The sequence below is a fragment of the Lacticaseibacillus sp. 22 genome, from assembly GCF_055413445.1.
The window spans coordinates 25,392-51,968 of record NZ_JBVAYD010000020.1; the positions used below are offsets into that span (position 1 = coordinate 25,392).

Here is a 26,577-nt window from a genome sequence, read left to right on the forward strand (position 1 = left end):
TGGATTGCTAAGAAGGTGAGCCCATGAAACAACTGCAAATTGCACATTTGGATAAGGCGTTTGATCAACAGGTTTTGTTTAAAGATGCTAACTATACGTTTAAACAAGGAAAAATCTATGGCTTGCTAGGGCGCAACGGTTCAGGAAAGTCGACTTTATTTAACATGATTGTGCGTAACTTGCCGCATGATCATGGCACGATCGCAATTGATGCCGATGATGGTCAAGGATTGATCACGGATTATGCGGACACATCGGTGGGCATGGTTTATACCCAACCGCATTTACCGGCGTTTATGACCGGGGTGGAGTTTGTGGATTATTTTATAGCGATTAATCGGCAGCGCCTTGAGCAAACCCACACGAGCGTTAAAGCGGCGGATTTCTTTTCATTGGCGGGGTTGTCGCAGGCAGATGCCAATAAGTTGTTGCGCGATTATTCCGAGGGGATGCGCAATAAGTTGCAGATTGTGGTGTCGTTGATGCTTAAGCCGCCCGTATTATTGTTAGACGAGCCGCTGACGACAGTGGATGTGGTGGCGGCTCATGAAATGCAGCAGATGATTGTCGCGATGAAGGCCGACTCGGTGGTTGTTTTCTCGACCCATATTATGCAGCTAGCACAGGCCATTTGTGACGCGGTGGTGTTGCTGCATGATAAAAAGCTGAGCGAACTGGAGGGCCTGGATATTCACAGTCAGGAATTTGAAGAGGCTGTGATTGCGCGTTTAAGTGATGAGGTGCAGGCAGATGCGTGATGCTTGGCGATATTACTGGTTTCAGGCGCAGGTCAATACAACAACGATGGTGAATGGGTTCATTTACTTCTTGCGGCGAATTCCGTTTCTGGGTAAAAAGATCCCGACAAAATGGTACCGGCCAAGTGCGTTGAAAACGATCATGGCAATTGCAGTTAACTTTTTCACGATTTTGCTAAAACCGGTGACAACGCTTTTGCTGATCGGGCTAGCATTTTTGGTTGGTAGTGCGTATCACGATTATGTGCATCCACTGGCAACCGATCTTTCACTTCGCGTCATGATCGCGGTACTGGTTTATCTGGTGGGTTTTCTCATGTTTCGCGGCTTGGTATTCCGCAATCTGCCGCTGAGTCTCAAGTCGGTTAAACTAGGGGATTATTTTGCCTTGGATCGGCCGGCACTGGTGCGCGGGTTGATGCTGATGGATCAAATCAGCGGCGTTGTACTTGGGCCACTACTGCCTATGTTTGCGCTCGCCTTGTTGACGCAGCATATGTGGCTGTTTTTGGTTGGACTGCCGATTGCCATTATTGGGTGGTTATGGCCGAGTTTCATTCCACGGCTGCTGTGGGCACACTGGCGGCTGGGATTGCTGGTGCAGATTGGGTATTGGCTGAGTTTGCTGGGGCTACCCATTGGCTTAGTAGTAACCGGAAAATTAGCCGCCTTTACGTTTGGCGTTTTTTCGCCGCTGGGCTTTCTGATTGCATGGGCTAGTGTGGTGCTGATTGGGTGGTACATTTACCGTTTTTCGAATGATAATTCGTTAATCATGGCCTCCATTCAGTCTGCAGTGCGGGCGTTAAATCTTGTTGCTTCAGCCAAAAAGCAGCAACTTCTAGCGGCAGGAACTGCAATGCAAAAGAAACTGACGCTGGATACCACCGTGGCCCTCAAGTCTGAAAACCGTTCCGGCAGTAATTATCTCAATGCCTTGTTGTTTGCCCGTTATCGTCGCCAGCTATGGAAAAAGTTGCGGACCCGTCTGCTGTGGGTTATTGGACTTGGCGGTGGGCTTTTGATCGCATTGAAACTTTTCGCTGTCCATAATTTAGGCGATCTGACGCCGATTTATGGTGGTATTTTCTTTTTGATGTATTTGACCTCGCTGGGTGGCCAAATCGTTCAACTGTTATTTGTTAATTGTGACGCGGCAATGTTGTATTATCCTTTTTACCGCCAGCCTAAGACCATTTTAGCCGGATTCTTTTATCGGTTTTGGCACATTGTTCAATACAATGCAGTGACTGGGTTCACGGTTTTCCTGCTGATTTTTGCACTGCAGTTAATCGCACCGGTAGCCGATCAGGTCAACTTTTATCTGGTGTTGTTGCTGGAGATCTGTGGTTTGGTGTTGTTCTTTTCGTTTCATGATCTCTTTATTTATTATCTGATGCAGCCATTTACGGATGATATGGATGTTGTATCGCCGCTGTACCGCTTCTTGTCCTGGGGAATGTATTGGGTGGCTTGGATTTTTACACAAGTTCATTTTTACGGCTATGGTTATGCCATCCTCATTGGAACGATGACGCTGCTTTATGTCGGGATCGGTACCGCGGTGATTTACCGAGTGGCACCTAAGACTTTCCGGATTCGGTATTAATCTGGCCGCGTTTAGAGTGGAATTTAATGTTAGTTCATGAGCACTGCCAGCAGCTGGCAGTGCTTTTTTAATATCACCTAGCAGATGCCTTGTTGCAAGCGGTTGCGGCAACAGGTAGAGTTGAATTAGGAAACACTTATTTTGCAATGAATCATAATCGATATAAGTGCGGAGCTAATAGGCTTGGGGTAATGGAGGGTGAAGGCATGAAGACCAAGGTACTGGCGGTGGATGATGATACTGCTATTTTGGCAATGTTAAAGCGATACTTTGCGTGGCGGCTACCGGAGTTTCGATTACTGACAGCAGATGCAGGGCAAGCAGCCTTGAGTCAATTGGCGCAGCAGCCCGACTTGATTTTGCTGGATGTTAATTTACCGGATATTGATGGCTTTACCTTAACCAGTCGAATTCGTGCGATCACTTCTGTCCCCATTATCTTTTTAACCGCACGTATTACCGATCAGGATAAGGTGCAGGGGTTAGGCGCAGGCGGTGATGATTATGTGACCAAGCCATTTAGTCTGACGGAATTAGGTGCACGCATCAAGGCACATGTCAGACGTGCCCATCAGCCGGACAAACAGGCGCAGATTGCCGTTTTTGGACGGATCATGATTGATTATCATGCGCATCAGGTCTCGGTGGATACGACTTGCCTAAAACTTGAAAATAAGCAATATCAACTGATTGAATGGCTGAGCCTGAATCCGGGGCAGGTGTTTAGCCGCGAGCAGTTGTATGAAAAGATTTGGGGCTACGATGCACAAGGGGATGAGCGGGTGATCACCGAGCACATTCGCCGCATTCGCAAGCTCTTTGATGCCTGTCAGGTAACATCGCCCATCGTAACGGTTTGGGGAGTGGGATATAAATGGCAAAATTAAAAGCACACTTTATGAAGCTATCGATTAAAAAAGCACTTTTACAGATGATTCTGCTGGGAACGATTGTCGCCGGTATCATGATGTTGCTATTTTTACAAGTCTGGCATTTCTTGATGTTTCACTTGACGACAGCTTTAGCGACTCACTGGTTTTTAGGCGGTGTCGGTTTGTATTTTGGCGGAGCGATTATTGGTAGCTTCGCCGTTTTATATGCGGTTATGAATGCAATGGCGCGGATGGTTTATCGGCTTAAGTTTGCACCGCCGTTAGCCCAGTTAAAGGCGGGGGTGGCACATATTCAGGCTCAGGATCTGGATTTTGAACTGCATGCCAAGACAACCGATGAACTGGGGCAATTGGTGGGCGCATTTGAAGCGATGCGCCAAGCCCTTCGTCAAGCACTTGAAGAAGCATGGCAGTTGGTTGAGGATCAAAAACAGGTGAATGCGGCTTTTGCCCATGACCTGCGAACGCCATTGACGGTTTTGCAAGGCAACCTGGAACTTTTGACCATGGCGGATAAGGATGAGCAGCCGGATCAGGCACTCTTGGCTGAGATGCACCAGCAGTTGGATCGGATGACGGCTTTTATCCAAACGATGAGTCATCTTTCCGCGCTTCAAAACCGTCAGCTAACCGGTGAGGCGATGACGCCGGCCACCTTGGAACAACAACTTAAAGAAGAAGCCAGCAAACTTGTTCCGGCCACCAAGACGGTTACTTGGAAGGTCGAGAACCAGCTGACAACAAACGAGTCGCTTGCAATTGCACCAGATGTGGTACTTGAAGTTTTCGATAATCAACTGACCAATGCTTGTCGGTTTGCCGCTGAGCAGGTGGCGATTCACTTAACCGCAACGGCAAACGGGTTGACGATAAAAGTTGATAATGATGGTCCGCCGTTGACGCCGGGTGAACAAGCTAAAGCCAAGTTGCCGTATTTTTCCAGTGATCGTCAAGCCCAACATCTCGGGGTCGGTATGTACATCTGTACGCAATTATGCGCGGCGCATCGGGGTCATTTTACAATTGCCAATCAACCAGATACCCAAGGCGTCAGCACCATTGCCGAATTTGGTTTTTTAACGCCTGCCTCCAGCTCGACTGATTGATCCGATTTTAGGTAAATTGGTTGAGTTGTCAGAAAATTGTCATTTACTTGTTACAGTCTGCTTATCAACATGATGCGTCTGCCAATTTAGAAATTGCAGGTGAGAAAAAACGGGTGCCTTTACTGCACGCGGTTCTCACAGCGCGGTTTTGAACAAACTGGCTCGCTTCATGGATAAGGAGGCTTTTTTTGATGACAACGATTCAGATTGAGCAGTTAGTGAAGCAATATCGTGGCCGACAACAGCCGGCTTTGGATCACGTTTCGTTGGATATCCAGTCAGGAATGTATGGATTATTGGGGAAAAACGGTGCCGGTAAATCCACGTTGATGAAGATTTTGACAACACTTGAGCAACCTACTTCCGGTAAGGTGTTGGTGGATGGCACACCACTTAAAGATGCGCGCAGTATTCGGCGCAAAATTGGGTATCTGCCGCAACAGTTCGGGTTTTATCCAACCATGAAAGTTATTGACGCAATGACCTATTTGGCAATCTTAGCTGAGGTGCCGGCTCGCGAGCAGAAGCGGCGAATTGAGCGGTTACTGGCAGCTGTTCATTTGACAGCTCAGGCGCAAACGAAAGTCAAGGCGTTGTCTGGCGGCATGTTGCAACGGTTAGGCATTGCGCAGGCGCTCGTGAATGAGCCACGGGTTTTGATTGTTGATGAACCCACCGCGGGACTGGACCCGGAAGAACGGATACGATTTCGGAATTTGTTGGCAGATTTTGCTAATGAGCGTTTGGTACTCTTGTCTACCCATATTGTTTCCGATGTTGAGGCAACGACTAATCGTATTGGCATCCTTGATCATGGGCGACTGGCTTTCAATGGGACCACTGACGAGCTTATTGATGCGGCTGCGGGGCATGTTTTTGTCGGTGACTTACCGGTGGCGCAGCTTAAACAGTTTAAGACGCAGTACCAGATTAGTGAACAAACAGCGCACGGGCAGCATATTCGGGTACGCTTTTTAGCTCGTACTCCGTTGGCAACTTGGCAATCGGTTGCGCCAACACTGGAGGAGGCGTATCTGTATTTACAAACCCAGCATCATCAAGCGTTGGTGAAGACGGTAAGCGGTGTGTGAGGAGGGGTCATTGTGAAGCTGCTTTGGATGGAATTTAAGCGGCAGACGCGAAGTTTAACGTTTGTTATTTACACATTTTTAGTCGTGGCATTTATCGTGATGAATGTCTGGCCATTACTTTCACGAAACTTAACCACCCTGCCGAAATCACCAGCGAGCTACGAAAACATCACGGCGACCGATTATCAGACGCTCAAGACAAACAGTCTGGATCAGTTGCACTACGATTATCGGCACAATTTGTATACGACTTATCCGCTGGGGTTTGCAAAACAAGTGACGTTACGCGCGGCAGACCAGGCAAAAGTTCGCCAGTTGATGACTGAGGCGGAGGATGCAGACACGCGCGCACCCTTGGTTAAAACGTTGGCAAAGGTTGACCGGCTCTTGGGTGGACAGTCTGCGTACAGTTCACAAAATATTCAGAATTTTGCTTATCGCCGGATGACGAAAGCCGAAGTCGTCGCGGATCAGCAGCTCATTCGGCAACGTGATCGGGTCACCGGAGCGTTTGCGAGATTGTTTGCGGATATTGCCGGAATCATGATGGGCATTTTACCGACAATTGTGGCCATTGCTTTTTGTACTGCCGATCGCCGGCATCATGCGTCGGCGGTGATTCAAACCAAGGCGATGACCACGTCGCGTTTATTATTGACGCGGTATGTTGCGAGTTTAGGAAGTTTATTTGCGCCAGTGATTGCGATCGCCATTGCGTTGACGATTCAGGTCGCCGTTTTATACCAAGGGATGTCGTTGGATTATCCCGCGATTGTGAAAATGGCTTTTATCTGGGTGTTACCAACGCTCATGGTCAGCAGTGCGGTTGGCTATTTAAGTGCGGCGATCTTTGGTAATTTTATTGGTTTTGGCATTCAAATTGGCTGGTGGTTGGTAACGATGATGGCGGGTGCTCGCCGGGTGAGTGGTAACTACGGATGGTTATTGATCCCGCGGCATAATTCGCTGCACAATGGCGCGTATTACTATGCCCATTTAAACCAGCTGTTGCAAAATCGGCTCGGATACGCTTTGTTGGCGCTTGGACTGATGGCGTTAACTGCTTGGATCTTGGCTGCACAACGGGGAGGTAAACTACATGCGCTCAAGTTTAGGCCGCTTCGTCCGATTAGAAATTAAAACCAACGTCTTGAAAACCAGCCTCATTGCGGTACTCGGCTGGGGGCTCATTCCGATTGTTTTTACGCTGACACCGCAGAGTCTGGCACAAGCAGCGATGCCGACTGAGTTGTGGATGCCGCTGCTAGCGATCTTTTGTTTTGGCAGCTTATTTTTACCGGAGCAAACAACAGGGGTAGCGGCAGTTATCAATAGTAAATCGATCCAATTGTGGACGGTTTACGCGGTGCGGTTTGCTTGGTATTTTGGCGTATTGGCAGTGCTAAACGTTACGCTGCTTGGTCTATATCAGATTCAGGGAACGACATTGGCTGCTGGCGTTCTGTTGGGCAATGCGCTGGTTAAGAGTTTATTTATCGGGAGCATCACGCTTGGTAGTTACTGTTGCTCTCAGTCACTTGCGGTGGCGTATTTAATTCCGACCGTTTACTTTGCGCTTTGTATTGGTAGCAATCAATTAGGGGCGTTAAACTTGTTGACCTTAATGCGTCAGCGACCGTTAAGCGATAATTGGTTACAACTAGGAGTTGCGGCGCTTTTCATGATCATTAGCTTTCTTTTGGCGCGGCGGCGATTGGTAAACAGTTGAAAATAGTTGCTGCATGCAGGCGACTTGAGCGTGTGACTTTCTGCTACAAGCGGTAGGCCACTTGGCGTATAATAAGCGTGATTAACGTTATCATCACGCGTTTGCCGGTGTAGGGGATTAACTGCTTCGGTGCGCGTTTCATCAGCACGCGCTCCGGCTCTCAACCGTGCTGGTTCGCGCTTGATCATAACGCGCTCACCAGCGCAGAAGTCTGCGTGTAAGGACCTCGGTCGCAATGGCCAAAGTGCGGCCATCACGCCCAAGGCCGCTTACACTCCGACTTCTCCCGCGCTGGTTCGCGCTCACACACAAGGAGGAATTGGTGCATGACTGTAGCAACGCATTTTTATCAGTTGTTTCAACCGGAACATTACGATCTTTACTTGGATATTAACCGGGAGACGAAGAAGATTTCCGGGAAGACGACGATTACCGGTGATGCCAAGCAAACCGAAATTGCGGTTCATCAGAAGTATTTGACGGTCAGTGCGGTTCAGGCTGACGGCAAGGATGTTCCGTTTACGGTGGATGATCCTGCCGAAGCGGTGCGGATTACTTTGCCGCAAGCTGGCAAGGTGACGTTGACACTGACGTATACCGCACCGTTGACGGACACCATGATGGGTATTTATCCTTCTTATTACGAAGTGGACGGGGTTAAGAAGCAGATTATCGGGACCCAGTTTGAAACAACGGCTGCACGTCAGGCGTTTCCTAGTGTAGACGAGCCTGAAGCCAAGGCGACGTTTGATTTAGCAATTAAATTTGATGAACATCCCGGCGAAACGATTATCAGTAACATGCCGGAAGTTCGTGAAGAAAATGGCGTTCATTATTTTGACACCACGGTTCGGATGTCGACTTACCTGATTGCCTTTGCATTTGGTGAATTGCAAAATAAGCAGACAACCACCAAAAGCGGCGTTAAAATCGGGGTCTTTGCTACCAAAGCACATCGACCTAATGAGCTTGACTTCGCGTTAGACATTGCCAAGCGCTCGATTGAATTTTACGAAGACTTTTACCAGACGCCTTATCCGCTCCCGCATTCCTGGCAGTTGGCGTTGCCTGACTTTTCGGCTGGGGCGATGGAAAACTGGGGGCTTGTCACTTATCGGGAAGCGTTGCTGACACTGGATCCGGACAACACCTCGCTGGAAACCAAGCAGCGGGTTGCTACCGTTATTGCGCATGAACTGGCGCATCAATGGTTTGGCGATTTGGTGACGATGAAGTGGTGGGACGATCTGTGGTTGAATGAAAGTTTTGCCAACATGATGGAATATGTTGCGGTTGATGCCTTGCAACCGGACTGGCATATTTGGGAGACATTCCAGACGCTGGAAGTACCAATGGCGTTGCAACGTGATGCAACGGATGGGGTTCAGTCAGTTCATGTTCAAGTAGAAGATCCGGCTGAAATCGATTCGCTTTTTGACAGCGCGATTGTGTATGCAAAAGGTGCACGGATGCTGGTCATGGTACGTTCCTTAATCGGTGATGATGCGCTGCGGGCCGGCTTGAAGGCGTACTTCGAAGCTCATCATTTTGGCAATGCTGCCGGTGCTGATTTGTGGGCAGCTTTGGGTAAAGCGGCTAAGTTAGATGTCGGCACCATCATGCAGTCATGGCTGGAACAACCAGGCTATCCAGTGGTGACAGCAGCGGTGATTGATGGCAAACTGACCCTGTCCCAGCAACAATTCTTCATTGGTGCAGGCAAAGATGCAGGTCGGCAATGGCAGATTCCGCTCAATAGCAATTATGCTGCCGCACCGCAGATTTTTGCGGATAAGCAGGTAACTTTGGGCGATTACACCCAGTTGCGCGAAGCAAGCGGTCAACCATTCCGCGTAAATGTGGGCAATAACTCGCATTTCATCGTGAAATACGACGCCACCTTACTCGCCGATATTTTGGCACATCTTGACCAACTCAATGCGATTGATCAACGGCAGGTGCTTCAAGATTTACGGTTACTGGCGGAGGGCCGGCAAAATGCTTATGCCGACATTGTGCCGTTGCTGCCGCGGTTTGCCCAGAGTCACAGTGCCATCGTCATCAACGCCTTGTATCGGGTGGCCAATGACTTGAAACAATTCGTCAACCCGGATTCAGCCGAAGAAACGCAGCTGAAAACCTTCTTCAATCAAATCAGCGCCGACCAGTTCAAGCGCCTAGGATGGACACCAAAAGCCGGCGAATCCAATGATGATCAATTAACCCGTCCTTATGTCCTAAGCATGGCGTTGTATGCTAAGAATAAAGACGCCATTGCGCAAGGTCACGATCTATTTACGGCAAATAAGGATCACCTGCTTCAATTACCGGCCGATGTGCGGATGTTTGTCCTTCAAAATGAAGTGAAAAACTTCGGCAGTGCCACCTTGTTCGATCAGTTGTTAACGGCGTATAAGCAGACAACCGACTCAAGCTACAAAGCCGATATTCTTGCAGCGTTAACCAGCACCCCGGATGCCGCGTTAATCGCTAAAATTGTGGATCAATTTGAAAATGCCGACACCATTAAGCCGCAAGATTTGCGCTCATGGTTCCGCGGCGTCTTGAGTAATCACGCCGGCGAACAAGCAGCATGGGATTGGGTTCGCAACGAATGGGCTTGGCTTGAAAAAACAGTTGGCGGCGACATGGAATTCACCACCTACATCACCGTTATCGCCGGCATTTTCCGCACCACGCAACGACTTGATGAATTCAAGAAATTCTTCGAGCCAAAACTACCGACACCTGGCCTAACCCGGGAAATCACCATGGACACCAGCGTTATTGCCAGTCGCGTCGATCTGATTCAAGCAGAGCAACAAGCTGTGCATGAAGCAGTTGCCAAAGCTGTTAAGTAAAATATTAGCCGTCTTGGCTGATAGCTAAAGAGAAATGACAAAAGGCCGCCACTCAGCGTTACAGTGGCGGTCTTTTTATACCTTCATACTTCCAGTTAATGAGTATCCATACGGCATGAAATAACGAAACCGCAACCGGGCTTTTAGAAAAATCTAATCCTTATCTATACAATTTCACGGGAAAGCGAGGTGGTCAAACCGTTACACTGAAAAGCGAGTAACTGTTCCTAATCGAGCAGGATACCGTTTGGAGGGATGTTTGTGGCAGACACAAAGAAACAACTGCGCTGGTATAACGTGGCCTTAATCGCGTTCGTATCGGTTTGGGGTCTTGGCAATGTGTTCAATAACTATGCACAACAAGGCCTTTCCGTTGTCACTAGCTGGATTCTGATTATGCTGATTTATTTTGTGCCCTATGCTTTGATTGTGGGGCAGCTGGGATCAACGTTTAAAGATCAAGCCGGTGGCGTTAGTTCCTGGATCAAGGAAACCGGCAGTGTGCGATTGGCGTACTATGCGGCGTGGACTTATTGGGTCGTGCACATCCCTTATTTAGCCCAGAAGCCGCAAGCGATTTTGATTGCCTTGAGCTGGCTGTTTAAAGGCAACGGTGATTTTATCAACACCGTCTCGTCCATGACCGTTTCCTTAATCTGTCTGGCGTTATTCTTACTTTTCCTTTGGCTGTCTTCGCGCGGGCTTACCACCTTGAATCGCATTGGCAGCATGGCGGGCACGGCGATGTTTCTGATGTCGATTCTTTTCATTATTCTAGCCGTGACCGCACCGTTGATGGTAAAAGGCGTCCATGTGGCGACTCCGAACATGGGCGACATTCATACTTATTTGCCTAAATTTGACCTCAACTACTTCACGACGATCTCCATGCTAGTCTTTGCAGTTGGTGGGGCGGAAAAAATTTCGCCATACGTCAACAATACCAAGCACGCCTCCAAGGAATTTCCGTTGGGCATGCTGGTGCTGGCGGGCATGGTTGCCTTTTGCGCGTTGCTAGGGTCTTTTGGCATGGGGATGTTGTTTAACAGCCACCACATTCCGACAGATCTCATGGCGAATGGCCCATACACAGCGTTTGCAATGTTAGGTAAGTATTATCACGTCGGCGGTTTGTTTGTCATTTTGTATTCAATCGCCAATGCTTTGGCCTCAATCTCCGCGTTGGCATTTTCCATTGATGCGCCGCTGAAAATCTTGCTGAGTGACGCCGATCCGCATTTTATTCCTAAAAAATTGCGGCGGATCAATCGCAAAGGCACGCCGATTAATGGTTACTGGATGACCGGTATTCTGGTAAGTCTGCTGATCATTATTCCGGCGTTTGGAATTGGCAATATGAACGAGCTTTACAAGTGGCTGCTTAACTTGAACTCTGTGGTCATGCCGTTGCGCTATCTGTGGGTTTTCCTCGCGTATTATTTGCTAAACAAACATCTCGAAAAGTTCCAGGCCGACTATATGCTGGTTAAAAATAAACGCATGGGCATGCTCGTGGGCGGCTGGTGCTTCTTCTTCACTGCCTTTGCCTGCTTATTGGGGATGTTACCGAAGATCAGTTATCTTAATGATCCCGGCACATGGTGGTTCCAGATGGGCTTGAATATTATTACGCCGGTTATTTTGTTGGCATTAGGGCTGATTTTACCTGTTATTGCTCGGCTTCATGAAAATGATCTGGATGCTCAGTGAGATAAAAAAGATTCAACAACTGCCTTTAGGGAAGTCGTTGAATCTTTTTTTGTAAGCGCGAGCCGGCGCGGTTAGAAGTCGGAGTGTAAGTGGCCTTAAGCGTGATGGCCCGGTCTTGGCCATTGCGCTTAAGGTCCTTACACGCAGACTTCTGCGCCGGGGAGCGCGTTATTGCGCGCGAGCCGATGCGGGAAAAACGTATTGGCATGTGAGCGGGCAAAACATTAGCCCATATCATTGCTGGCGGCCTAAGCCTGATGTTTTTCAATCGCAGCTAACATCTGCTTTTCCGGATAAAAGTGAATCAGAAGCAGTAACAGGCCGTACAACAGCAACGGCAACCAAACGTAATTCAGGTTAATCATGCCAAGCGTTGCAGCATTTTGGCTGGTGTTGGGTACGTATCCGGCAAGGTCGAACAATCCAGCGGTGATCAGGCCGCCGATGCCGAGTCCTAAGTTAACGCCGAAATCGTTGCTGGAGGCAAACAAACCTTCAGCTTGAGCGCCGAGAGTAATGCCATAGCGAATCGTATCGGCGAGCATAATCGACACCAAGCCGACAATCATTCCTTGACCGATGCTGTTAATCAGAATGCCAGGAAACAAAATCCACAAGTTCCGCGCATAAACACCGCCTGCAATGACGAACTGGCCGATTAAACCAATGATCATGCCAAGGCGCATCGTGTGTTTATTCCCATGCCGACCTGCAATCGTCCGGATTAATAAAACACCGATCAGCGATGAAAACGTAAAGCTATTGGCCCAGGATACCAAGCCTTGATTGTGTAAAGTGTACTTGAAATAGTAAACCGTGGTCTGATTTTTAATCGCCGTCAACAGCCAGTACGTAAAGATAATGAGCGACAGCAACAACCACGGCCGATTTTTGACGGCAATTTTAGCCACGACTTTTAGCGGTTGGTGGGCGATTTTTTCCTGCGTGAACCGTTCGCGGATATGAATGAACGTATTCAGAATCAGCACCAGCGAGATGCCGGCAAATAGGGTCATGGTTAAGAGAAACCCGCGCTGATCATTGCCGCGGCCGAAGAAAGCAACCAATGGCAACGTGAAAACCGCGACAATGATTTGCACTGAGCTACCAAAGAATTGACGGATGACGCCCAGTAGCGTTAATTCCTGTGGTTGTTGGGTTAACGTTGGCAGTACCGAGGTAATGGGCAGATTCACCGCCGTATATAAGAAACCGAGGACGAGGTAAGTGACATAAGCCCAGATGAGTTTGCCATTTGCCGACCATGCCGGCGTGACGAATGTTAAGACGGCAAAAATGGCATACGGCAAAGCATACCAAAGGAAAAATGGCCGGCTTTTCCCAAAGCGCGAATGAGTACGATCAATCATTAAACCGACAATCGGACTCTCAAAAACATCGGCAATACGCGCAACTAAAAAGAGTAAGGCAACGGCGCCGGCTTGTAAGCCATAAATATCGGTATAAAAAAACAACAGATAGGTGGTCATCACCTGAAACACCAGATTATCTGCTGCATCGCTTAAACCATAGCTAATACGTTCCGGCCATTTGGTTTGCCAAGAAGTAGACGGTTTTGACACAGATACCGCTCCTTTCTTAGATGCGATTGAATGGCGAATCAGCATGCGGGAAAGGTTCAGAGTATGATTGCTGGAGCGAAAATATAAAGTGCGCCATATACTTTTACCCTGACTGGCTCGCACTCACGATCGTCATTGTTTCAATGCCTGCAAAAGAGACTAATCGTGTTTTTCCCGTAGCATGTCACTGATGACGATTTGGTTGACGGTATTCCAGACCATGTGTCCCACTGCTTCGGACAGATGCTCTTCCACTGGCTGATCTTTTGCGTCTGGGACGATATTTAGTGCAGGCATGGCCCATAAATGCGCGCCGGCCCAAACACCAAGTCCCCACATGCTGCCATAACCCAGTTTGAACAGCGGAACATAATGCCCGGCAACTGCGTAAAGTGCGCCTAAGCTTGATGAAAAGCCAAAATGAACCAGTAGACTAACCCAAGGAACTTGATGGCCTGAATAGGTGTAGGTTGCATGCGTCTCTGCTGGCGTTAGGCCATGTTGTTGTAGAAAAGTTTGCGGTGGATTAGTCGCATCGCGTTCCGGTGTGCGCGGCGGCAGGATATTTTCCCACCCTAATTTGACTAAACCAGAAACCAACCCTGCGACAGCGCCAACTGCGGCTAATTTAACGATGGAAGGTGATGTGTGCGTACGCATGATAACGAGACCTCCTTCAAAATTTGAAACTACTTCCATTTTAGAACAAGCCGTACCAATCCGGGAGGGCAGGGACCCAAAAATATAAGAAAATTTTTGTGAGTGCATGCATACTATTATGGCTTCATAAACTTATATTGGCGTGGTGTTGATGGACAAACTCAATGAAATCAGTGGCTGCCGGAGCCTGATAATGGTCATTTAAGGTTGCCATGTAGAAGATTCGTTGCCATGTTGGAAAGCTTAATGGAATCACTTTAAGCGGCAAGGTTTGCAGTAATGGCATGTTAGGAACCACAGCAATGCCAAAACCATTCGCGACCAATCCTGCGACCGCTTCATCTTCCTCAATCGAATAAACACTATGGGGTTGGGCACCGCACTCGGCAAATAACTGGCGAATGATCGGGGCCAGCCCGCTTTTTTTAGAAAAGGTAATCTGATCGAATGGCAGGGTTTCACTTAACTCGATTTGCTTGCGCTGAGCGAGAGGATGATTCACCGGGGTAATCACGACAAGCGCTTGCGAGGCGATGGGAAAATAGGCAATATCTTCCTCTTCGTCAACTTTTGAGCAAAAGCAGATGTCATATTTTTTGGCCCGTAATCCTTGAATAATTTTGGGTGAAAGTCCGTTTTCGTTCGTGAACTCAAAACGAACATCTTGGGACCGAGTTTCCAAGAAATGGCGAACCATACTTGGTACCCACCTTGTACTAAGCGTGCGGAGTGCTGCTAGCTTGATCACGGTTTGACCGTGTGCTTGATGTTGCAGTCGCTCGATACCACTGTCAAGCGTGGCTAGCGTATGACTGACAGTGCGGTTAAACTCTCGACCGGCTGCAGTTAGGATCATGTGACGACCTTGACGCGCAAATAAAGTGACGCCAAGCTCGGCTTCCAAACCGTGAATAGCATTGCTAAGACTGGGTTGCGTGATGTGAAGTTGCTGGGCAGCATGGGTGTAATTTTGCAGTTTAGCCAATGTGGCGAAGTAGCGTAAGTGAAAAAGGTTCATGATTTGCCTCCTGATAGATTAAACCTGAACAATAGCCTAAGACTATAATTACCCTCATTATAATGAATTAGAAGTGACTTGTGTAACCGTATACAATCTTATTTGTAAAGAGATTGAAAAAACAATCACAAGCCCAGCCTGACATGCGGATACACATGGTGCACTGGCTCGCGCTCACCATAACGTGCTCGCCAGCCCAGAAACCTGCACATAAGGACCTTGGTCGCAATGACCAAAGCCCGGTCATCACGCCCAAGGCCGCTTATGCTCCGGTTTCTAACCGGTCTGGCTCGCGCTCACACAAAATGAGGAGGAATTGGTTATGTCACAGTTACATCCTATTACCGTTAGTTCATGGACTTTAGGCGATCAATGCACTTTTGAAGATCGCGTCAAAGCTGCTGCAGCGGCTGGTTACGATGGTATCGGTTTACGGGCTGAGACTTACGTTGATGCTTTGAATGAAGGACTCACCGATCAAGATATTTTGGCGATTTTGGACCGTTATCACGTTCGCTGCACTGAAGTTGAGTACATCGTCCAGTGGTGTGAAGAACCGCGCAGTTATGAGCAAAAATATAAAGAGCAAACATGCTTCCACATGTGTCACTTGTTTGGCGTTGAACATATTAATACCGGTTTAATGGAAAGTTACTCAGTTGAGTTTACAGCGGAGAAATTAAAAGCATTGGCGCATCGGGCTTCGCTGGCTGGTCAACTCATCATAGCCCTTGAGCCGATGCCATATAGCGGCATGCCAGATTTAAAGAAGACTTGGGCGATTTTGCAAGCAGCTGGGGCTCCTAACGTCATGATGTTGCTAGATATGTGGCATTGGGTTCGTGCCGACCAACCCTTTGACCTGCTGACTAAGGAACAGGCCAAGCGAGTCATTTCCATTCAGCTTGATGATGCGTATAAGCGGCCGTATGCGAAGTCAATTTTACGGGATGAATCCATGCACGATCGGCTCGCCCCAGGCACCGGGTTTGAAGATCGTACGGAACGCTTTATCAAAATGATTAAAGCTGCTGGCGTTGATCCGAAAGTCATCGGAGTAGAAGTTATTTCCGATCAATACATGGCAAAAGGAATTGATTGGGTTGCTAAGTACACTTATGACCACACTGTTAAAACGTTACAGACAGCTTGGCCGGAAATTTTACAAGATCCAGTAGCAGCACATTAAACAGTAGCACGCTTTGAAAAAATGAAACGCGTATTTTGGTATCAATATCAGGCACGCAAGGAGGTAAATGATGACAGACTGGTTAGGTTTAAAAGATAAAGTCGTGGTTGTGACGGGCGCTGTTGGCGGCATGGGAACGCATTTTTGCCAGGCGTTTGCAGAACATGGCGCTAAACTCGCATTAGTTGACATCAAGCATGATGCAGTTGCAGCAGCAGCTAATAAGTTAAGCGATCAATATGGCGTGCAAACATTGGCGTTGGCTACCGATACCACTGATGAAGATGAAGTGGATGCGGCGGTTAAAGCGGTCGTTGATACGTTCGGTCATGTAGATGTTTTGGTGAATACGGCGGCGATTTTACGGTTTTCGCCATTTGAAGATTTGCGTTTAGATGAGTGGAAGACAGCGTTGAATGTTAATTTGACGGGTTACTTTTTGATGTCCCAGCGCTTTGGTCGGCAAATGATTGTCCAACGCCACGGGACAATGGTTCACATTTCAACGGTGGCAGCAGTTTTCCCGGAAACTTATAGCGGGGCATACAGTACCACTAAAGCCGCGGTTAATATGCTTTCCAAACAAATGGCTGCAGAATGGGGACAATTTGGCATTCGCAGTAACTGTGTCATGCCATGTCTCGTGAAGACGCCGATGTCAGCTGATTTCTATAAAGATCCAAAAGTTCGCGAAGGGCGGGAACGTTTAGTAGCTAGTCGGCGAATTGGCGATTTGGATGACATTACGAATGCGGTGTTGTATTTGAGTAGTGAACGCTCGGCATATACTAACGGCGGCGAATTACGGGTTGATGGCGGTCTCGGTATCATGATGCAAGACATGATTCCTAAACCAGGTGGCCGGCGTGAATATGCGATTAAGGCACATCAGCCTCAAAAATAGGCAGTAAAAATAAGATAAAACTTGGTGCAAGTTGGCCAAGTTCTTCTTTTGCGGTGGATAGTGAATATATGAACATGCCTTGAACGATGATTTGATGATAGCGCGCTGCGACTTCTAACCGCGCCGGCTCGCGCTCAATATAACGCGCTCCCCGGCGCAGGAGTCTGCGTGTAAGGACCTCAGCCGCAATGGCCAAAGCCCGGCCATCACGCCTGAGGCCGCTTACACTCCGACCCCTAACCGCGCCGGCTCGCGCTCACTTTCTTTGAGGAGGTTTTTTAAATGGAAACTTGGATTTCAGGAACGACGCAATTGCTATGTCTGCTTGGCAGTCCGGTGGGGCATTCCGGTTCGCCGGCGATGTATAACTTTAGTTTTCAAAAGCAAAAGATTGATGCAGCATATGTTGCATTTGATGTTAAGGAGGATCAAATGCCGGATGCGCTGAAAGCAATGCGATTGTTCAGAATGCGTGGCGGCAATGTCACGATGCCATGTAAGAATGTCGCGGCTACTTTGATGGATGAGTTGTCACCAGCAGCTAAGATTATTGGGGCGGTTAACGTCATTGTGAATGAAAATGGCCGTCTGATTGGGCATATCACGGATGGCATTGGATTTGTCCGGAATTTGAAAGAACACGGCGTTAACGTCAAGGGCAAAAAGCTAGTGGTATTGGGAGCTGGCGGTGCAGCAACAGCAATTGAAGTACAGACAGCACTTGATGGCGCTAAGCAAGTTGCCATTTTTAATCGACAAGATGCTTTCTATACGCGTGCAGAGACGACTGCCAAAAAGTTGGCTCAAGCAGCACCAGACGTCACGGTCACGGTAGATCACTTGGAAGACGATGCTAAGCTCAAGGCCGCTATTGCCCAAGCCGATATATTGGTCAATGCCACCACAGTTGGAATGAAGCCCAACGCAGGAACTTCATTGGTCGATCCAGCATATTTGCGGTCGGATTTGGTGGTAGCGGATACCGTTTATAGTCCGTTGAAAACCAAGCTAATTGAAGATGCTGAGAAGTGCGGCGCTAAAACGGCACCAGGTAAAGGCATGTTGCTATGGCAAGGGGCGGCGGGTTACAAGTTATGGACAGGACAAGATATGCCAGTTGTGGAATATCAGGCTTTTGAAGCGAGTCATTAAATGAAATGTTTTGCGTAAACTGACGGTAGTCGCGGAACTTGCTGTCATAGCGCGTTCACCGGCGCAGAAATCTGTGTGTAAGGACCTCGGTCATAATGGCCGAAACCTGGGCCATCGCGCTCAAGGCCGCTTACACTCCGACTTCTAAGTGCGCCGGTTCACGCTCACTAGGAGGTGTATGGATCGATGAGGACCAAACATAATGTGTATTTACCAGGAGCACTGGCTTTGTATTTTTCATATGCCATGCTAGGAGTTGCGTCTTCCATTTTGAGTCAATATAAAGGCCAGTTTGCTTCTAACTGGGGTGCACAGGAGTTGGCGAATGGGACTGTTGATGTCAGTATGGTTGTTTCGGTGATTGCGGCGTTTGGATTGGGTCGGTTGTTAGCTTATCCCTTTGCCGGCCCGGTTTCGGATCATTTTGGACGTAAAGTTTCTGGCACCATAGGGATTGGCTTGTATATCATTTTCTTTGTTGGGATTATCACGGTACATAGTTTTTGGGCAGCCTATGCGATCGGCGTGCTCAATGGGATGGCTAACTCGTTTTTGGATACATGTGTGTCACCAAGTTTGATGGAGATGTTCCCTGAATCAGCTTCAATTGCAAACTTATTGACTAAGTTTGCAGTGGTGATCGCCCAGTTTATCCTGCCGTTCTTTATCGGAGGCGTGGCCGCTGCAGGGTGGTCATTTCAGACAATCTTTATCATTTGCGGCATTGCGTTGGTCATAGATGCGCTCGCTATTTTGCTGAGTCCGTTTCCTAACCGTGACCTACCTAAGACGAATGCTGCCGGACAATCGGAAAAGATGCACTTTTCGCTGGGAGCGGTTGCAGCAATTTTAATTGGGTTTACAAGTTCGACGACATTTATGGTTTGGCTGAATTGTAATCAGGAACTAGGGGCTGCTTACGGTGTGAAGAATCCGGCATCATTACAATCGCTGTATGCAGTCGGCGCCGGGATTGCGGTGTTGCTAACAGCACGTTTAATCAAATTGGGTCTCAAGGAGAGTACAGTTTTAGTCGTTTATCCGGTCATTTCAGTCATCATGTTGCTACTGTGTTACTTTATTCAAACGCCGAGTATTTTGTATATTGGCAGTTTTGTTATTGGTTATGCGGCTGCAGGTGGTGTTTTGCAGTTGGCAACTTCGACAACGATTAACTTTTTTCCGAATCACAAAGGCACTGCCACGTCACTGGTGATGATTGCTTCGAGCATTGCCAATTATGCGGTCCTTTCCGGGGCGGCCGGTTTAACCAAACTCTTTGGCGATGATGCCCCACGCATGATTATTTTGCTGAATGTTGCCATCACCATCTGCGGTATTGGTTTGGCGTTGATAGTTAAAGCACAGGAAAAACGGATACCGGCCTTGTCACAGGCACGCTAGGAAGGAAGAACAAAAATGGCGCAAAAAGATGAAATTGACGGACACACGGTGCTAGCTGGATTGTTAGCCCATCCAGCTGGTCATTCATTATCACCGGCAATGTACAATGCGATGTTTGAAGCCTTGGGATTGAATGATGTTTACTTGTCATTTGATGTGGATGTCCCGGAACTGGGGCATGCTTTGCAATCAATGCGTAGTTTGCACTTTTTAGGCGGAAATTTGTCGATGCCCCACAAACAGCGGGCGCTACCATTATTAGATAAGCTCTCTCCTGCTGCCAAGCTAGTCGGTGCGGTTAACACGATTGTCAATGATCATGGGGTGTTGATTGGTCATATAACGGATGGCACGGGATTCATGCAGGCGCTGACAAATGATGGAATCGATCTTCGGGGTGACAAGCTGACACTGGCTGGAGCAGGTGGGGCGGGAACTGCCATTGCGATTCAGGCGGCATTAGATGGTGTCCGTGAAATCGCTATCTTCAATCGCCGAGATGCTTCGTGGCAAAATGCCCAACGCAACGTGGCGGTGATCAATGACCAGACGTCCGCCCATGCTCAACTGTTTGCTCTGGATAATCATGCTGCATTAAAAGCTGCCATTGCTGACGCGGCGATTTATGTTGATGCAACGGCAGCAGGGATGAAGCCACTGGAAGACGTCAGTAACATACCTGATCCCACATGGCTAAACCCTGAAAAGATTGTCTTTGATACGGTTTACGTACCACGCGAAACTAAATTATTACGCATTGCCAAAAAAGCAGGCGTTAAACATGTTTACAACGGCATCAGTATGTTGATTAATCAAGGTGCTGCCGCGTTTAATTTGTGGACCGGCCTGCAGATGCCAGTTGAAACCATTCGTGAAACTATTTTCGGCGAGTCAGAGGCACCCTTGAAAAATACGGCTACTGCTTAAAAAGTGACCGGTTTGCACCTGAATACAAAGATGAGAACTGTTGATCATTTAAAGGTCGGCAGCTTTTTTATATCCACCTATCACTCACCCTAAAAGGACTAATCTTTCCAAAAGTTTTTACGAATGAATTAAGATGAAAGGTTGCTATCGATCTTACATTTAGTTAGTATATAGTTACTGAAAGGGAGGGTATTAAAATATGGCAAACCTTATTGGTAACAAGCGATGTTGGCGCTATCAGCTTTATCAGGATATCCTCCTGATGTGTTCGTGCAGGTGAGACATCGGCAAGTACCTTGCTTAACGGTGTCTGCAGGCAATCGTTTCAAAATTTTGCCGGTTCATGCGAGTCAATTGGCCGGGTTGGGAGGTGAACCTTGACAGAAGCACCACTTAAAATCGGGATTCTCAACGTGATGCACGACAAAGCCGATACCAAAACGCGGCTGCAACACGTTTTGAGCCACACCGATATCCCGGTTGAGTTGCATTTTTACTATCCCATGACCCATTACGCTGGTCGGGAAGTACCGGAAGCGGTGAGCTCGATTCTGGAGCCGCTGGATATTCACGAAGCGGCAACGATGGACGGGTTTATCATCACCGGCTCCCCGATTGAAACGCTGGAATTTGATCAGGTTCACTATATCGCCGAGGTGCGGACGCTGCTAAAGACATTAGGTCAGCATGTGCCCAACCAAATGTACCTGTGCTGGGGCGGGATGGTGGCACTGAATTACTTTTTCGGCGTCAGCAAGTTGATTCTTCCGCACAAGTTATTCGGCGTTTATCCGCAAACAATGCTTGAACCGCACCCATTTTTAAAGGGTTTGAAAGAAGGCTTTAAGTCCCCACATGCTCGGTATGCCGAGATGGATGTACGCGATATTCGCAACGATCCCCGCTTAACGATCAATGCGACAACAACGAAGGGGAAACTCTTCATGGTGACGGAACCGACTGACACCCAAACGTTTATCTTTTCGCATATTGAATATGACCGGTGGGGCTTGGATTCGGAATACAAGCGGGAAGTGGCCGCACACCCTGAGATTAGCTATAAACGGGCTAAACACTATTATCATCACAAGAACGATTATGACCATCCGAAGTTTAATTGGAAGAAAACGCAGCGAACGATTTTTGACAATTGGATTCGCCACATCGCGGATCATCGCAATGAAAACCGTTCGCCGATTATTTAGGGAGGCTTTATTATGGTGACAGCAGCAGATAATATTACAGGTTTAATTGGCAATACGCCGCTACTCAAGCTCAATCGCGTTGTACCTGAAGGCGCCGCGGATGTTTATGTTAAGCTGGAATTCTTTAATCCCGGTGGTTCAGTCAAGGACCGGATTGCCTTAGCGATGATTGAAGACGCTGAATATAAAGGCGTCTTGAAGCCAGGCGGCACCATTGTTGAGCCAACGTCCGGCAACACCGGTATTGGTCTGGCATTGGTTGCGGCGGCAAAAGGTTACCACCTCATCATTACCATGCCGGAAACAATGAGTGTTGAGCGGCGAGCATTGATGCGTGGCTACGGAGCCGAACTCATTTTGACGCCGGGTGCCGATGGAATGCCGGGAGCAATTAAAAAAGCAGAAGCATTAAGCAAGGAAAATGGTTACTTCTTGCCAATGCAATTTCAAAACCCCGCCAATCCAGACGTCCACGAACGCACGACCGGACAAGAGATCATTCGTTCATTTGATGGTGGCACGCCGGATGCTTTTGTAGCCGGCGTCGGCACAGGCGGAACACTTACCGGGGTTGGTCGAGCTTTGCGTAAGATCAATCCAGATGTACAAATCTATGCGCTGGAAGCAGCGGAGTCACCAATGCTAAAAGAAGGCCATGGCGGCAAGCACAAGATTCAAGGGATCTCAGCCGGCTTTATTCCAGATGTCTTAGATACGAACCTCTATCAAGACATCATTGAAGTCACCAGCGATCAAGCTATCGACATGGCTCGCCACGTCAGTCATGAAGAAGGCTTCCTACCAGGCATTTCTGCTGGCGCCAACATTTTCGGTGCGATTGAAATCGCCAAGAAACTCGGCAAAGGCAAGAGTGTCGCCACCGTAGCACCGGATAATGGTGAGCGGTATTTGTCGACAGATTTGTTTAAGTTTGATGATTAGTAAAACTATTAGTTATAGGTAAGCAAAATAGAAGCGGCGATCAATTGGGTCAGTTGATCGTCGCTTTTTGTCTTGAGAAAATGAGCGGCAGGGAAGATTGCGTGCGTCAACATTGAACAAGATTGTTATAATGGAATCTGTAAGTCTCCATGGTGCAATGGATAGCATAATGGTCCTCGAAACCACAGATCCGAGTTCGAATCTCGGTGGAGGCATTATTTAGCGTTTATTAGCGTACTTTAGAAATGAAAATGCCTTTATATCAGTGTTCTCATTGATTTAGCTCACCTTAGAAAGTGTCAGGATTACGTTAAGGGGGACAAAAAGGGGACACAACTTGCAAACACGAGATGGAGAAACCGGACTTTGTTAATTCTCGGTTTCGGTAAGATTCGTTATCTTAGCCCATGTCAATATTAACGCGCAAAGGAGTTGTGGTCAGCATGCAACCAGTCTTACTCGCAACGGTTCACCACCCCAATGTGTCTTTGCCGCAGTTAAAACAGGTTCTGGCAGTAGTTAGTGATAGTTTCTCGGCTGCCTATCTGACGGTTAGTACGATTACAGACCTTAAAGTTACCAAGTTACTGCAGACTTTTCCCAGCGTCCATGTTCGCGTCATTGAACCTCGTGGCGCGGCTGATGCGCGGCGGAGGGTACTTGATTTTGGATTGCGTCAGGTTCGTTACCACGCTTCTTTTTTTTACTGCGATTTTGATAAAGTGGTGACAGGGATCGAGGCAAATGTATCTGAGTTTAAGACCTTTATTGCCCAGCTTCGAGTTGATGATGGCTATCAGATTATTGGGCGAAGTTCAGAAAACATGCGGGGTTATCCGGCAACTTGGCGAGAAACCGAGGCAATTACGAATAAGGCGGCTTCTGAAGTGTTTGCCTTGCCTGATCTGGATATTACTGCTGGCTGTTGTGCGGTGAGTCGGATGGCTGCCAGATATATCTTGGCTAATTCGAATGGTTTGCTGACGGATACGGAATGGCCGTTAATCTGTAAGGCGGCGGGATTAACGATCACAGCCAAACGCGTTAACTTTTTACCGTATGTGCCGGCTTTAAACGCAGGTCGGGATGACGATAACTGGCACGGTTACACGAGCAGGTTGCGACTTGCATTGCAGGCGTTGCAATCGCTTGAAACAGATGGGACGGCTGATCTTAACCAACCAGTTTCAATTGGATGGCCATATAATGAAGATTAGTATCGATTGATAAGATATCTAAACGAACGCTAAAATGTGCCCTGTTTATCACTGTTAGCGTAGCAGTGATAGACAGAGCACATTTTTACGTCCGCTGATGTATTTGGCCAGATCCGACTGCAAGTGAACTAACTAGATGTTTCTGTTGAGTATGGTTGAATGTGGGCACTCTTCAAACTTTGAATGGCTTATGCCAAATTCGTTTCAAAATATGTCAAAGTTGAGAATGTCGTTGTTAGTTGATTATGCTATATTCTGCGGAATGGTAATTAAGAAAGGGCAACGCATTATTTCGTCTTTTTGTTGGTTGTAAAGTATTTAGCTATTTTTACTGCCAGCCAAGCAATCAGAAAAACAGCGATGAGACGAATGTAGGTTGCTGATGGTCCCACCCACGTGCTTATCATATAAGCAATCGGACTGAGAATGATAATCGTACAGAAAACGATCAACCAGTATTTCAAACTTAATGACTGAGCCTGTTTCACTTTTTCACCTCGCGTCTATTTAGCAAAAGTAATAGATATTCTTTTTGTATTCTTTTTGCTGCTATTTTTCCGCTGCTGCCAGTGCCTGCTTTAGATCGTCAATCAAGTCCTGCTGATCCTCCAAGCCAATTGCAATCCGGACATGTTGCGGTGTCAAACCAGAATCGGCGCGTTTGTCTTCCGGGAGCTTAAACCAAGGTAGTTTGACCAGACTGGAGATGGTACCAAGTGAGTCGGCAAAGTCGAAAATTTTGGTGCTGTTAACGAACTTTAAGGGATCAATGTTGTCGGCTAGTTTGATCGTTAAGAGTCCGCTGGCACCCGTGGTTTCTTTTTGGGCTAATGCGTAACCGGGATCGGTTTTAAGTCCGGGGTAGTAAACGTGGGCAACGTCTGGGTGCTGCGCTAGAAATTCGGCGACGGCTTGGGCGTTTGCAGTTTCACGATCAAGGCGAACGGAGAGGGTGGCAATGCCGCGGGTGACGAGGCTACAGTCAAGCGGGCTTAAAATGGCACCGATCGTGTTTTGCAGGAAAGCGAGCTTCTCGCTGAGGTCGGGGTGAGCGGAGACAACGAGGCCGGCAATGAGGTCACCGTGGCCGCCGAGGTATTTGGTGGCGCTGTGTAGAACAATGTCGGCACCGAGGTCAAGTGGCCGCTGGTAATAAGGGGTTAAGAACGTGTTGTCGACAATCGTTAGCAGATCATGGGTTTTGGCGAGGGCACTGATGGCCTTGACGCTGCTGACTTTGAGGAGCGGATTGGAAAAAGTCTCAAAGAAAATTGCTTTAGTTTCGGGGCGGATGGCGGCTTCCACCGCTGCCAGATCACGCGTATCCACCGGTGTAAAGGTCAGGCCGTGTTGAGAAAAATACTGGTTAATGAGGCGATCGGTGCCACTGTAGAGCGAATCACCAATAATGAAGTGACTGTGGTCGGGAAAAATCGCGAGCACCGTTGCAATCGCTGCAACGCCGCTGGAAAACGCAAAGCCGGCATCACCATTTTCTAGCGTAGCAATCTGACGTTCCAAGTATTCGCGGGTCGGGTTACCACTGCGCGCATAGTCCCAGTGGGTTTCCTGACCATCAGGAGCAAAGCGGAACATGGCACTTTGGTATACAGGTGGCACGATAGCACCGGCTTGGTCGACATTTAGTTGTGGTCCATGAACGAGTTTGGTATTGAATTGGGTCATTGAAACCCGACCTCCTTTAATGAATAGTGTTCTTTTATGTATGCCCGTCAATGAAACAGGTTGACGGGCAATGTTTGATGGCTGAATGGCATGATTACTTGGTGGTTAAATCGGTGCCAAAATATTTTTGCGACAGTTTTTTCAACGTGCCGTCTTTGCGTAGTTCTTGAATGCCCTTTGAAAGTGCGGCTTGTAGTTTAGGCGATTTTTTGCTGACCATGCCAGCTACTTCATCGGGTTTAACGACACTATCTTTGAGGGTTTGACTCTTTAAGCCCGCGGTTGAGTTATTTTTGGCAAAGGCATACCATGCAGCCGAGGCGTTGATGGTTCCGTCTGCCCGCTTTTCTTTCACAAGGCTAAGCGATACGGTAAAGTCGCCAGACGGGGTGATCTTAGCGCCGTATTTTTTGGCTAAAGCGGCATTGGGTGTACCGGTGCCTTCAACAAATGTTTTGCCTTTAATATCGGCAAGCGATTTGATGGTGGTGTTATCGCTGCGGGTTATTAAGGCATAACGCGAGTACATGTACGGAGTGGTGAAGTTGTAGACCTTTTTGCGTGCGGGCGTTTCACTAATATCATTCAGTACGAGATCAAATTTCTGGCTGCCTAATCCTGCAATCAGCGAATCCCATTGGGTGGGCACGAATTTTGCCTTAACCCCGATTTTCTTGGCTAAGGCTTTCCCCAGTTCCACTTCGAAGCCTTCAAGTTTGCCATCTTTGCGATAAGAAAATGGCGCATAAGTACCTTCAAGGCCGATGGTAAGCTCATTTTTGTTGATGAGTTCGGCGGTGACGTCACTGTTTTTTGACGTGTCAGATGACGTGCCGGTGCAAGCGGTGAGCGTGAAGGTTACCAAGGCCACAAGCGGCAACAGGAACCACAACTTTTTCTTTAACATAGCTTTCTTCCTTTCAAAATGGCGGA

The 26,577-nt window shown here is 47.9% G+C and carries 23 protein-coding genes and 1 tRNA gene; 18 read left to right on the forward strand and 6 right to left on the reverse strand.

Annotated features, from left to right (window positions below):
• Window positions 1–23 precede the first annotated feature (23 nt).
• The 9 genes from ACWP87_RS09780 (at window position 24) to ACWP87_RS09820 (ending at window position 11,757) form a co-directional block, all read left to right on the forward strand.
• A complete protein-coding gene (locus tag ACWP87_RS09780; RefSeq protein WP_014569149.1) occupies window positions 24–758 on the forward strand; it encodes an ABC transporter ATP-binding protein in 735 nt (244 codons plus the stop codon).
• Window positions 751–2,367, forward strand: a complete 1,617-nt coding sequence (locus ACWP87_RS09785) for an MFS transporter (protein ID WP_014569150.1) — start codon at window positions 751–753, stop codon at window positions 2,365–2,367. The genes ACWP87_RS09780 and ACWP87_RS09785 overlap by 8 nt, the downstream gene beginning before the upstream one ends.
• 206 nt (window positions 2,368–2,573) lie before the next feature.
• Window positions 2,574–3,254, forward strand: a complete 681-nt coding sequence (locus ACWP87_RS09790; protein WP_014569151.1) for a response regulator transcription factor — start codon at window positions 2,574–2,576, stop codon at window positions 3,252–3,254.
• On the forward strand, window positions 3,242–4,366 hold the full coding sequence (locus tag ACWP87_RS09795) for a HAMP domain-containing sensor histidine kinase (RefSeq protein WP_014569152.1): 1,125 nt from the start codon (window positions 3,242–3,244) through the stop codon (window positions 4,364–4,366). Before ACWP87_RS09790 ends, ACWP87_RS09795 begins: the two co-directional genes overlap by 13 nt.
• 191 nt (window positions 4,367–4,557) lie before the next feature.
• Window positions 4,558–5,457 (forward strand): ABC transporter ATP-binding protein, encoded by a 900-nt coding sequence (locus tag ACWP87_RS09800; protein ID WP_014569153.1) that lies wholly within the window; start codon window positions 4,558–4,560, stop codon window positions 5,455–5,457.
• 12 nt (window positions 5,458–5,469) lie between these two features.
• Window positions 5,470–6,597, forward strand: coding sequence for an ABC transporter permease (locus ACWP87_RS09805; protein ID WP_014569154.1), 1,128 nt, complete (start codon window positions 5,470–5,472; stop codon window positions 6,595–6,597).
• Window positions 6,557–7,186, forward strand: coding sequence for a hypothetical protein (locus tag ACWP87_RS09810; RefSeq protein ID WP_014569155.1), 630 nt, complete (start codon window positions 6,557–6,559; stop codon window positions 7,184–7,186). Before ACWP87_RS09805 ends, ACWP87_RS09810 begins: the two co-directional genes overlap by 41 nt.
• A 326-nt stretch (window positions 7,187–7,512) precedes the next feature.
• Window positions 7,513–10,047 carry a M1 family metallopeptidase gene (locus ACWP87_RS09815; protein ID WP_014569157.1) on the forward strand — a complete coding sequence of 845 codons (2,535 nt, stop codon included), beginning with the start codon at window positions 7,513–7,515 and terminating at the stop codon, window positions 10,045–10,047.
• A 261-nt stretch (window positions 10,048–10,308) separates the two neighbouring features.
• Window positions 10,309–11,757: an amino acid permease gene (locus tag ACWP87_RS09820; RefSeq protein WP_014569158.1), complete on the forward strand. Its 1,449-nt coding sequence runs from the start codon at window positions 10,309–10,311 to the stop codon at window positions 11,755–11,757.
• A 248-nt stretch (window positions 11,758–12,005) separates the two neighbouring features.
• On the opposite strand, the gene ACWP87_RS09825 is transcribed toward ACWP87_RS09820, so the two are convergent.
• The 3 genes from ACWP87_RS09825 to ACWP87_RS09835 all read right to left on the reverse strand — a co-directional run bounded on the left by ACWP87_RS09825 (window position 12,006) and on the right by ACWP87_RS09835 (window position 15,018).
• Entirely contained in the window at window positions 12,006–13,385 is a 1,380-nt protein-coding gene (locus tag ACWP87_RS09825; protein ID WP_154241425.1) for an MFS transporter, read from the reverse strand.
• 114 nt (window positions 13,386–13,499) lie between these two features.
• Complete coding sequence (locus ACWP87_RS09830; RefSeq protein ID WP_014569161.1) at window positions 13,500–14,000, reverse strand: DUF1440 domain-containing protein; 501 nt, start codon at window positions 13,998–14,000, stop codon at window positions 13,500–13,502.
• Between the two features lie 124 nt (window positions 14,001–14,124).
• Complete coding sequence (locus tag ACWP87_RS09835) at window positions 14,125–15,018, reverse strand: LysR family transcriptional regulator (RefSeq protein ID WP_014569162.1); 894 nt, start codon at window positions 15,016–15,018, stop codon at window positions 14,125–14,127.
• Between the two features lie 322 nt (window positions 15,019–15,340).
• Between ACWP87_RS09835 and ACWP87_RS09840 the strand changes: the two genes are divergently transcribed.
• From ACWP87_RS09840 to ACWP87_RS09880, 9 genes are all read left to right on the forward strand, one after another.
• Window positions 15,341–16,207, forward strand: a complete 867-nt coding sequence (locus ACWP87_RS09840) for a sugar phosphate isomerase/epimerase family protein (RefSeq protein WP_014569163.1) — start codon at window positions 15,341–15,343, stop codon at window positions 16,205–16,207.
• Between the two features lie 70 nt (window positions 16,208–16,277).
• Window positions 16,278–17,111, forward strand: coding sequence for an SDR family NAD(P)-dependent oxidoreductase (locus tag ACWP87_RS09845; RefSeq protein ID WP_014569164.1), 834 nt, complete (start codon window positions 16,278–16,280; stop codon window positions 17,109–17,111).
• 282 nt (window positions 17,112–17,393) lie between these two features.
• Window positions 17,394–18,263, forward strand: coding sequence for a shikimate dehydrogenase (gene aroE, locus ACWP87_RS09850; protein ID WP_014569165.1), 870 nt, complete (start codon window positions 17,394–17,396; stop codon window positions 18,261–18,263).
• 186 nt (window positions 18,264–18,449) lie between these two features.
• Window positions 18,450–19,667, forward strand: coding sequence for an MFS transporter (locus ACWP87_RS09855; protein WP_014569166.1), 1,218 nt, complete (start codon window positions 18,450–18,452; stop codon window positions 19,665–19,667).
• 15 nt (window positions 19,668–19,682) lie between these two features.
• Window positions 19,683–20,594, forward strand: a complete 912-nt coding sequence (locus ACWP87_RS09860) for a shikimate dehydrogenase (protein ID WP_014569167.1) — start codon at window positions 19,683–19,685, stop codon at window positions 20,592–20,594.
• A 377-nt stretch (window positions 20,595–20,971) separates the two neighbouring features.
• Complete coding sequence (locus ACWP87_RS09865) at window positions 20,972–21,799, forward strand: homoserine O-succinyltransferase (RefSeq protein ID WP_014569168.1); 828 nt, start codon at window positions 20,972–20,974, stop codon at window positions 21,797–21,799.
• 12 nt (window positions 21,800–21,811) lie between these two features.
• Complete coding sequence (gene cysK / locus ACWP87_RS09870) at window positions 21,812–22,741, forward strand: cysteine synthase A (protein WP_005684226.1); 930 nt, start codon at window positions 21,812–21,814, stop codon at window positions 22,739–22,741.
• A 143-nt stretch (window positions 22,742–22,884) separates the two neighbouring features.
• Window positions 22,885–22,956 (forward strand) — tRNA-Arg (locus tag ACWP87_RS09875).
• Between the two features lie 228 nt (window positions 22,957–23,184).
• Window positions 23,185–23,958, forward strand: coding sequence for a hypothetical protein (locus ACWP87_RS09880; RefSeq protein ID WP_014569169.1), 774 nt, complete (start codon window positions 23,185–23,187; stop codon window positions 23,956–23,958).
• A gap of 287 nt (window positions 23,959–24,245) precedes the next feature.
• On the opposite strand, the gene ACWP87_RS09885 is transcribed toward ACWP87_RS09880, so the two are convergent.
• The 3 genes from ACWP87_RS09885 to ACWP87_RS09895 all read right to left on the reverse strand — a co-directional run bounded on the left by ACWP87_RS09885 (window position 24,246) and on the right by ACWP87_RS09895 (window position 26,551).
• The gene (locus ACWP87_RS09885) at window positions 24,246–24,446 is read right to left on the reverse strand and encodes a hypothetical protein (RefSeq protein WP_014569170.1); all 201 of its coding nucleotides are present in this window, start codon (window positions 24,444–24,446) and stop codon (window positions 24,246–24,248) included.
• Window positions 24,447–24,507: 61 nt separating this feature from the next.
• Complete coding sequence (locus ACWP87_RS09890) at window positions 24,508–25,644, reverse strand: trans-sulfuration enzyme family protein (protein WP_014569171.1); 1,137 nt, start codon at window positions 25,642–25,644, stop codon at window positions 24,508–24,510.
• Window positions 25,645–25,738: 94 nt separating this feature from the next.
• Complete coding sequence (locus ACWP87_RS09895; protein WP_014569172.1) at window positions 25,739–26,551, reverse strand: transporter substrate-binding domain-containing protein; 813 nt, start codon at window positions 26,549–26,551, stop codon at window positions 25,739–25,741.
• Window positions 26,552–26,577 lie beyond the last annotated feature (26 nt).

Bases quoted from the DNA above. Each gene is read 5' to 3' on its own strand.
- ACWP87_RS09790 (WP_014569151.1), top strand. From the start codon at position 2,574: ATGAAGACCAAGGTACTGGCGGTGGATGATGATACTGCTATTTTGGCA.
- ACWP87_RS09840 (WP_014569163.1), top strand. From the start codon at position 15,341: ATGTCACAGTTACATCCTATTACCGTTAGTTCATGGACTTTAGGCGAT.
- aroE (WP_014569165.1), top strand. From the start codon at position 17,394: ATGGAAACTTGGATTTCAGGAACGACGCAATTGCTATGTCTGCTTGGC.
- ACWP87_RS09800 (WP_014569153.1), top strand. From the start codon at position 4,558: ATGACAACGATTCAGATTGAGCAGTTAGTGAAGCAATATCGTGGCCGA.
- ACWP87_RS09825 (WP_154241425.1), bottom strand. From the start codon at position 13,385: ATGCTGATTCGCCATTCAATCGCATCTAAGAAAGGAGCGGTATCTGTG.
- cysK (WP_005684226.1), top strand. From the start codon at position 21,812: ATGGTGACAGCAGCAGATAATATTACAGGTTTAATTGGCAATACGCCG.
- ACWP87_RS09810 (WP_014569155.1), top strand. From the start codon at position 6,557: ATGCGCTCAAGTTTAGGCCGCTTCGTCCGATTAGAAATTAAAACCAAC.
- ACWP87_RS09785 (WP_014569150.1), top strand. From the start codon at position 751: ATGCGTGATGCTTGGCGATATTACTGGTTTCAGGCGCAGGTCAATACA.
- ACWP87_RS09880 (WP_014569169.1), top strand. From the start codon at position 23,185: ATGCAACCAGTCTTACTCGCAACGGTTCACCACCCCAATGTGTCTTTG.
- ACWP87_RS09895 (WP_014569172.1), bottom strand. From the start codon at position 26,551: ATGTTAAAGAAAAAGTTGTGGTTCCTGTTGCCGCTTGTGGCCTTGGTA.
- ACWP87_RS09815 (WP_014569157.1), top strand. From the start codon at position 7,513: ATGACTGTAGCAACGCATTTTTATCAGTTGTTTCAACCGGAACATTAC.
- ACWP87_RS09835 (WP_014569162.1), bottom strand. From the start codon at position 15,018: ATGAACCTTTTTCACTTACGCTACTTCGCCACATTGGCTAAACTGCAA.
- ACWP87_RS09855 (WP_014569166.1), top strand. From the start codon at position 18,450: ATGAGGACCAAACATAATGTGTATTTACCAGGAGCACTGGCTTTGTAT.
- ACWP87_RS09795 (WP_014569152.1), top strand. From the start codon at position 3,242: ATGGCAAAATTAAAAGCACACTTTATGAAGCTATCGATTAAAAAAGCA.
- ACWP87_RS09845 (WP_014569164.1), top strand. From the start codon at position 16,278: ATGACAGACTGGTTAGGTTTAAAAGATAAAGTCGTGGTTGTGACGGGC.
- ACWP87_RS09830 (WP_014569161.1), bottom strand. From the start codon at position 14,000: ATGCGTACGCACACATCACCTTCCATCGTTAAATTAGCCGCAGTTGGC.
- ACWP87_RS09780 (WP_014569149.1), top strand. From the start codon at position 24: ATGAAACAACTGCAAATTGCACATTTGGATAAGGCGTTTGATCAACAG.
- ACWP87_RS09860 (WP_014569167.1), top strand. From the start codon at position 19,683: ATGGCGCAAAAAGATGAAATTGACGGACACACGGTGCTAGCTGGATTG.
- ACWP87_RS09890 (WP_014569171.1), bottom strand. From the start codon at position 25,644: ATGACCCAATTCAATACCAAACTCGTTCATGGACCACAACTAAATGTC.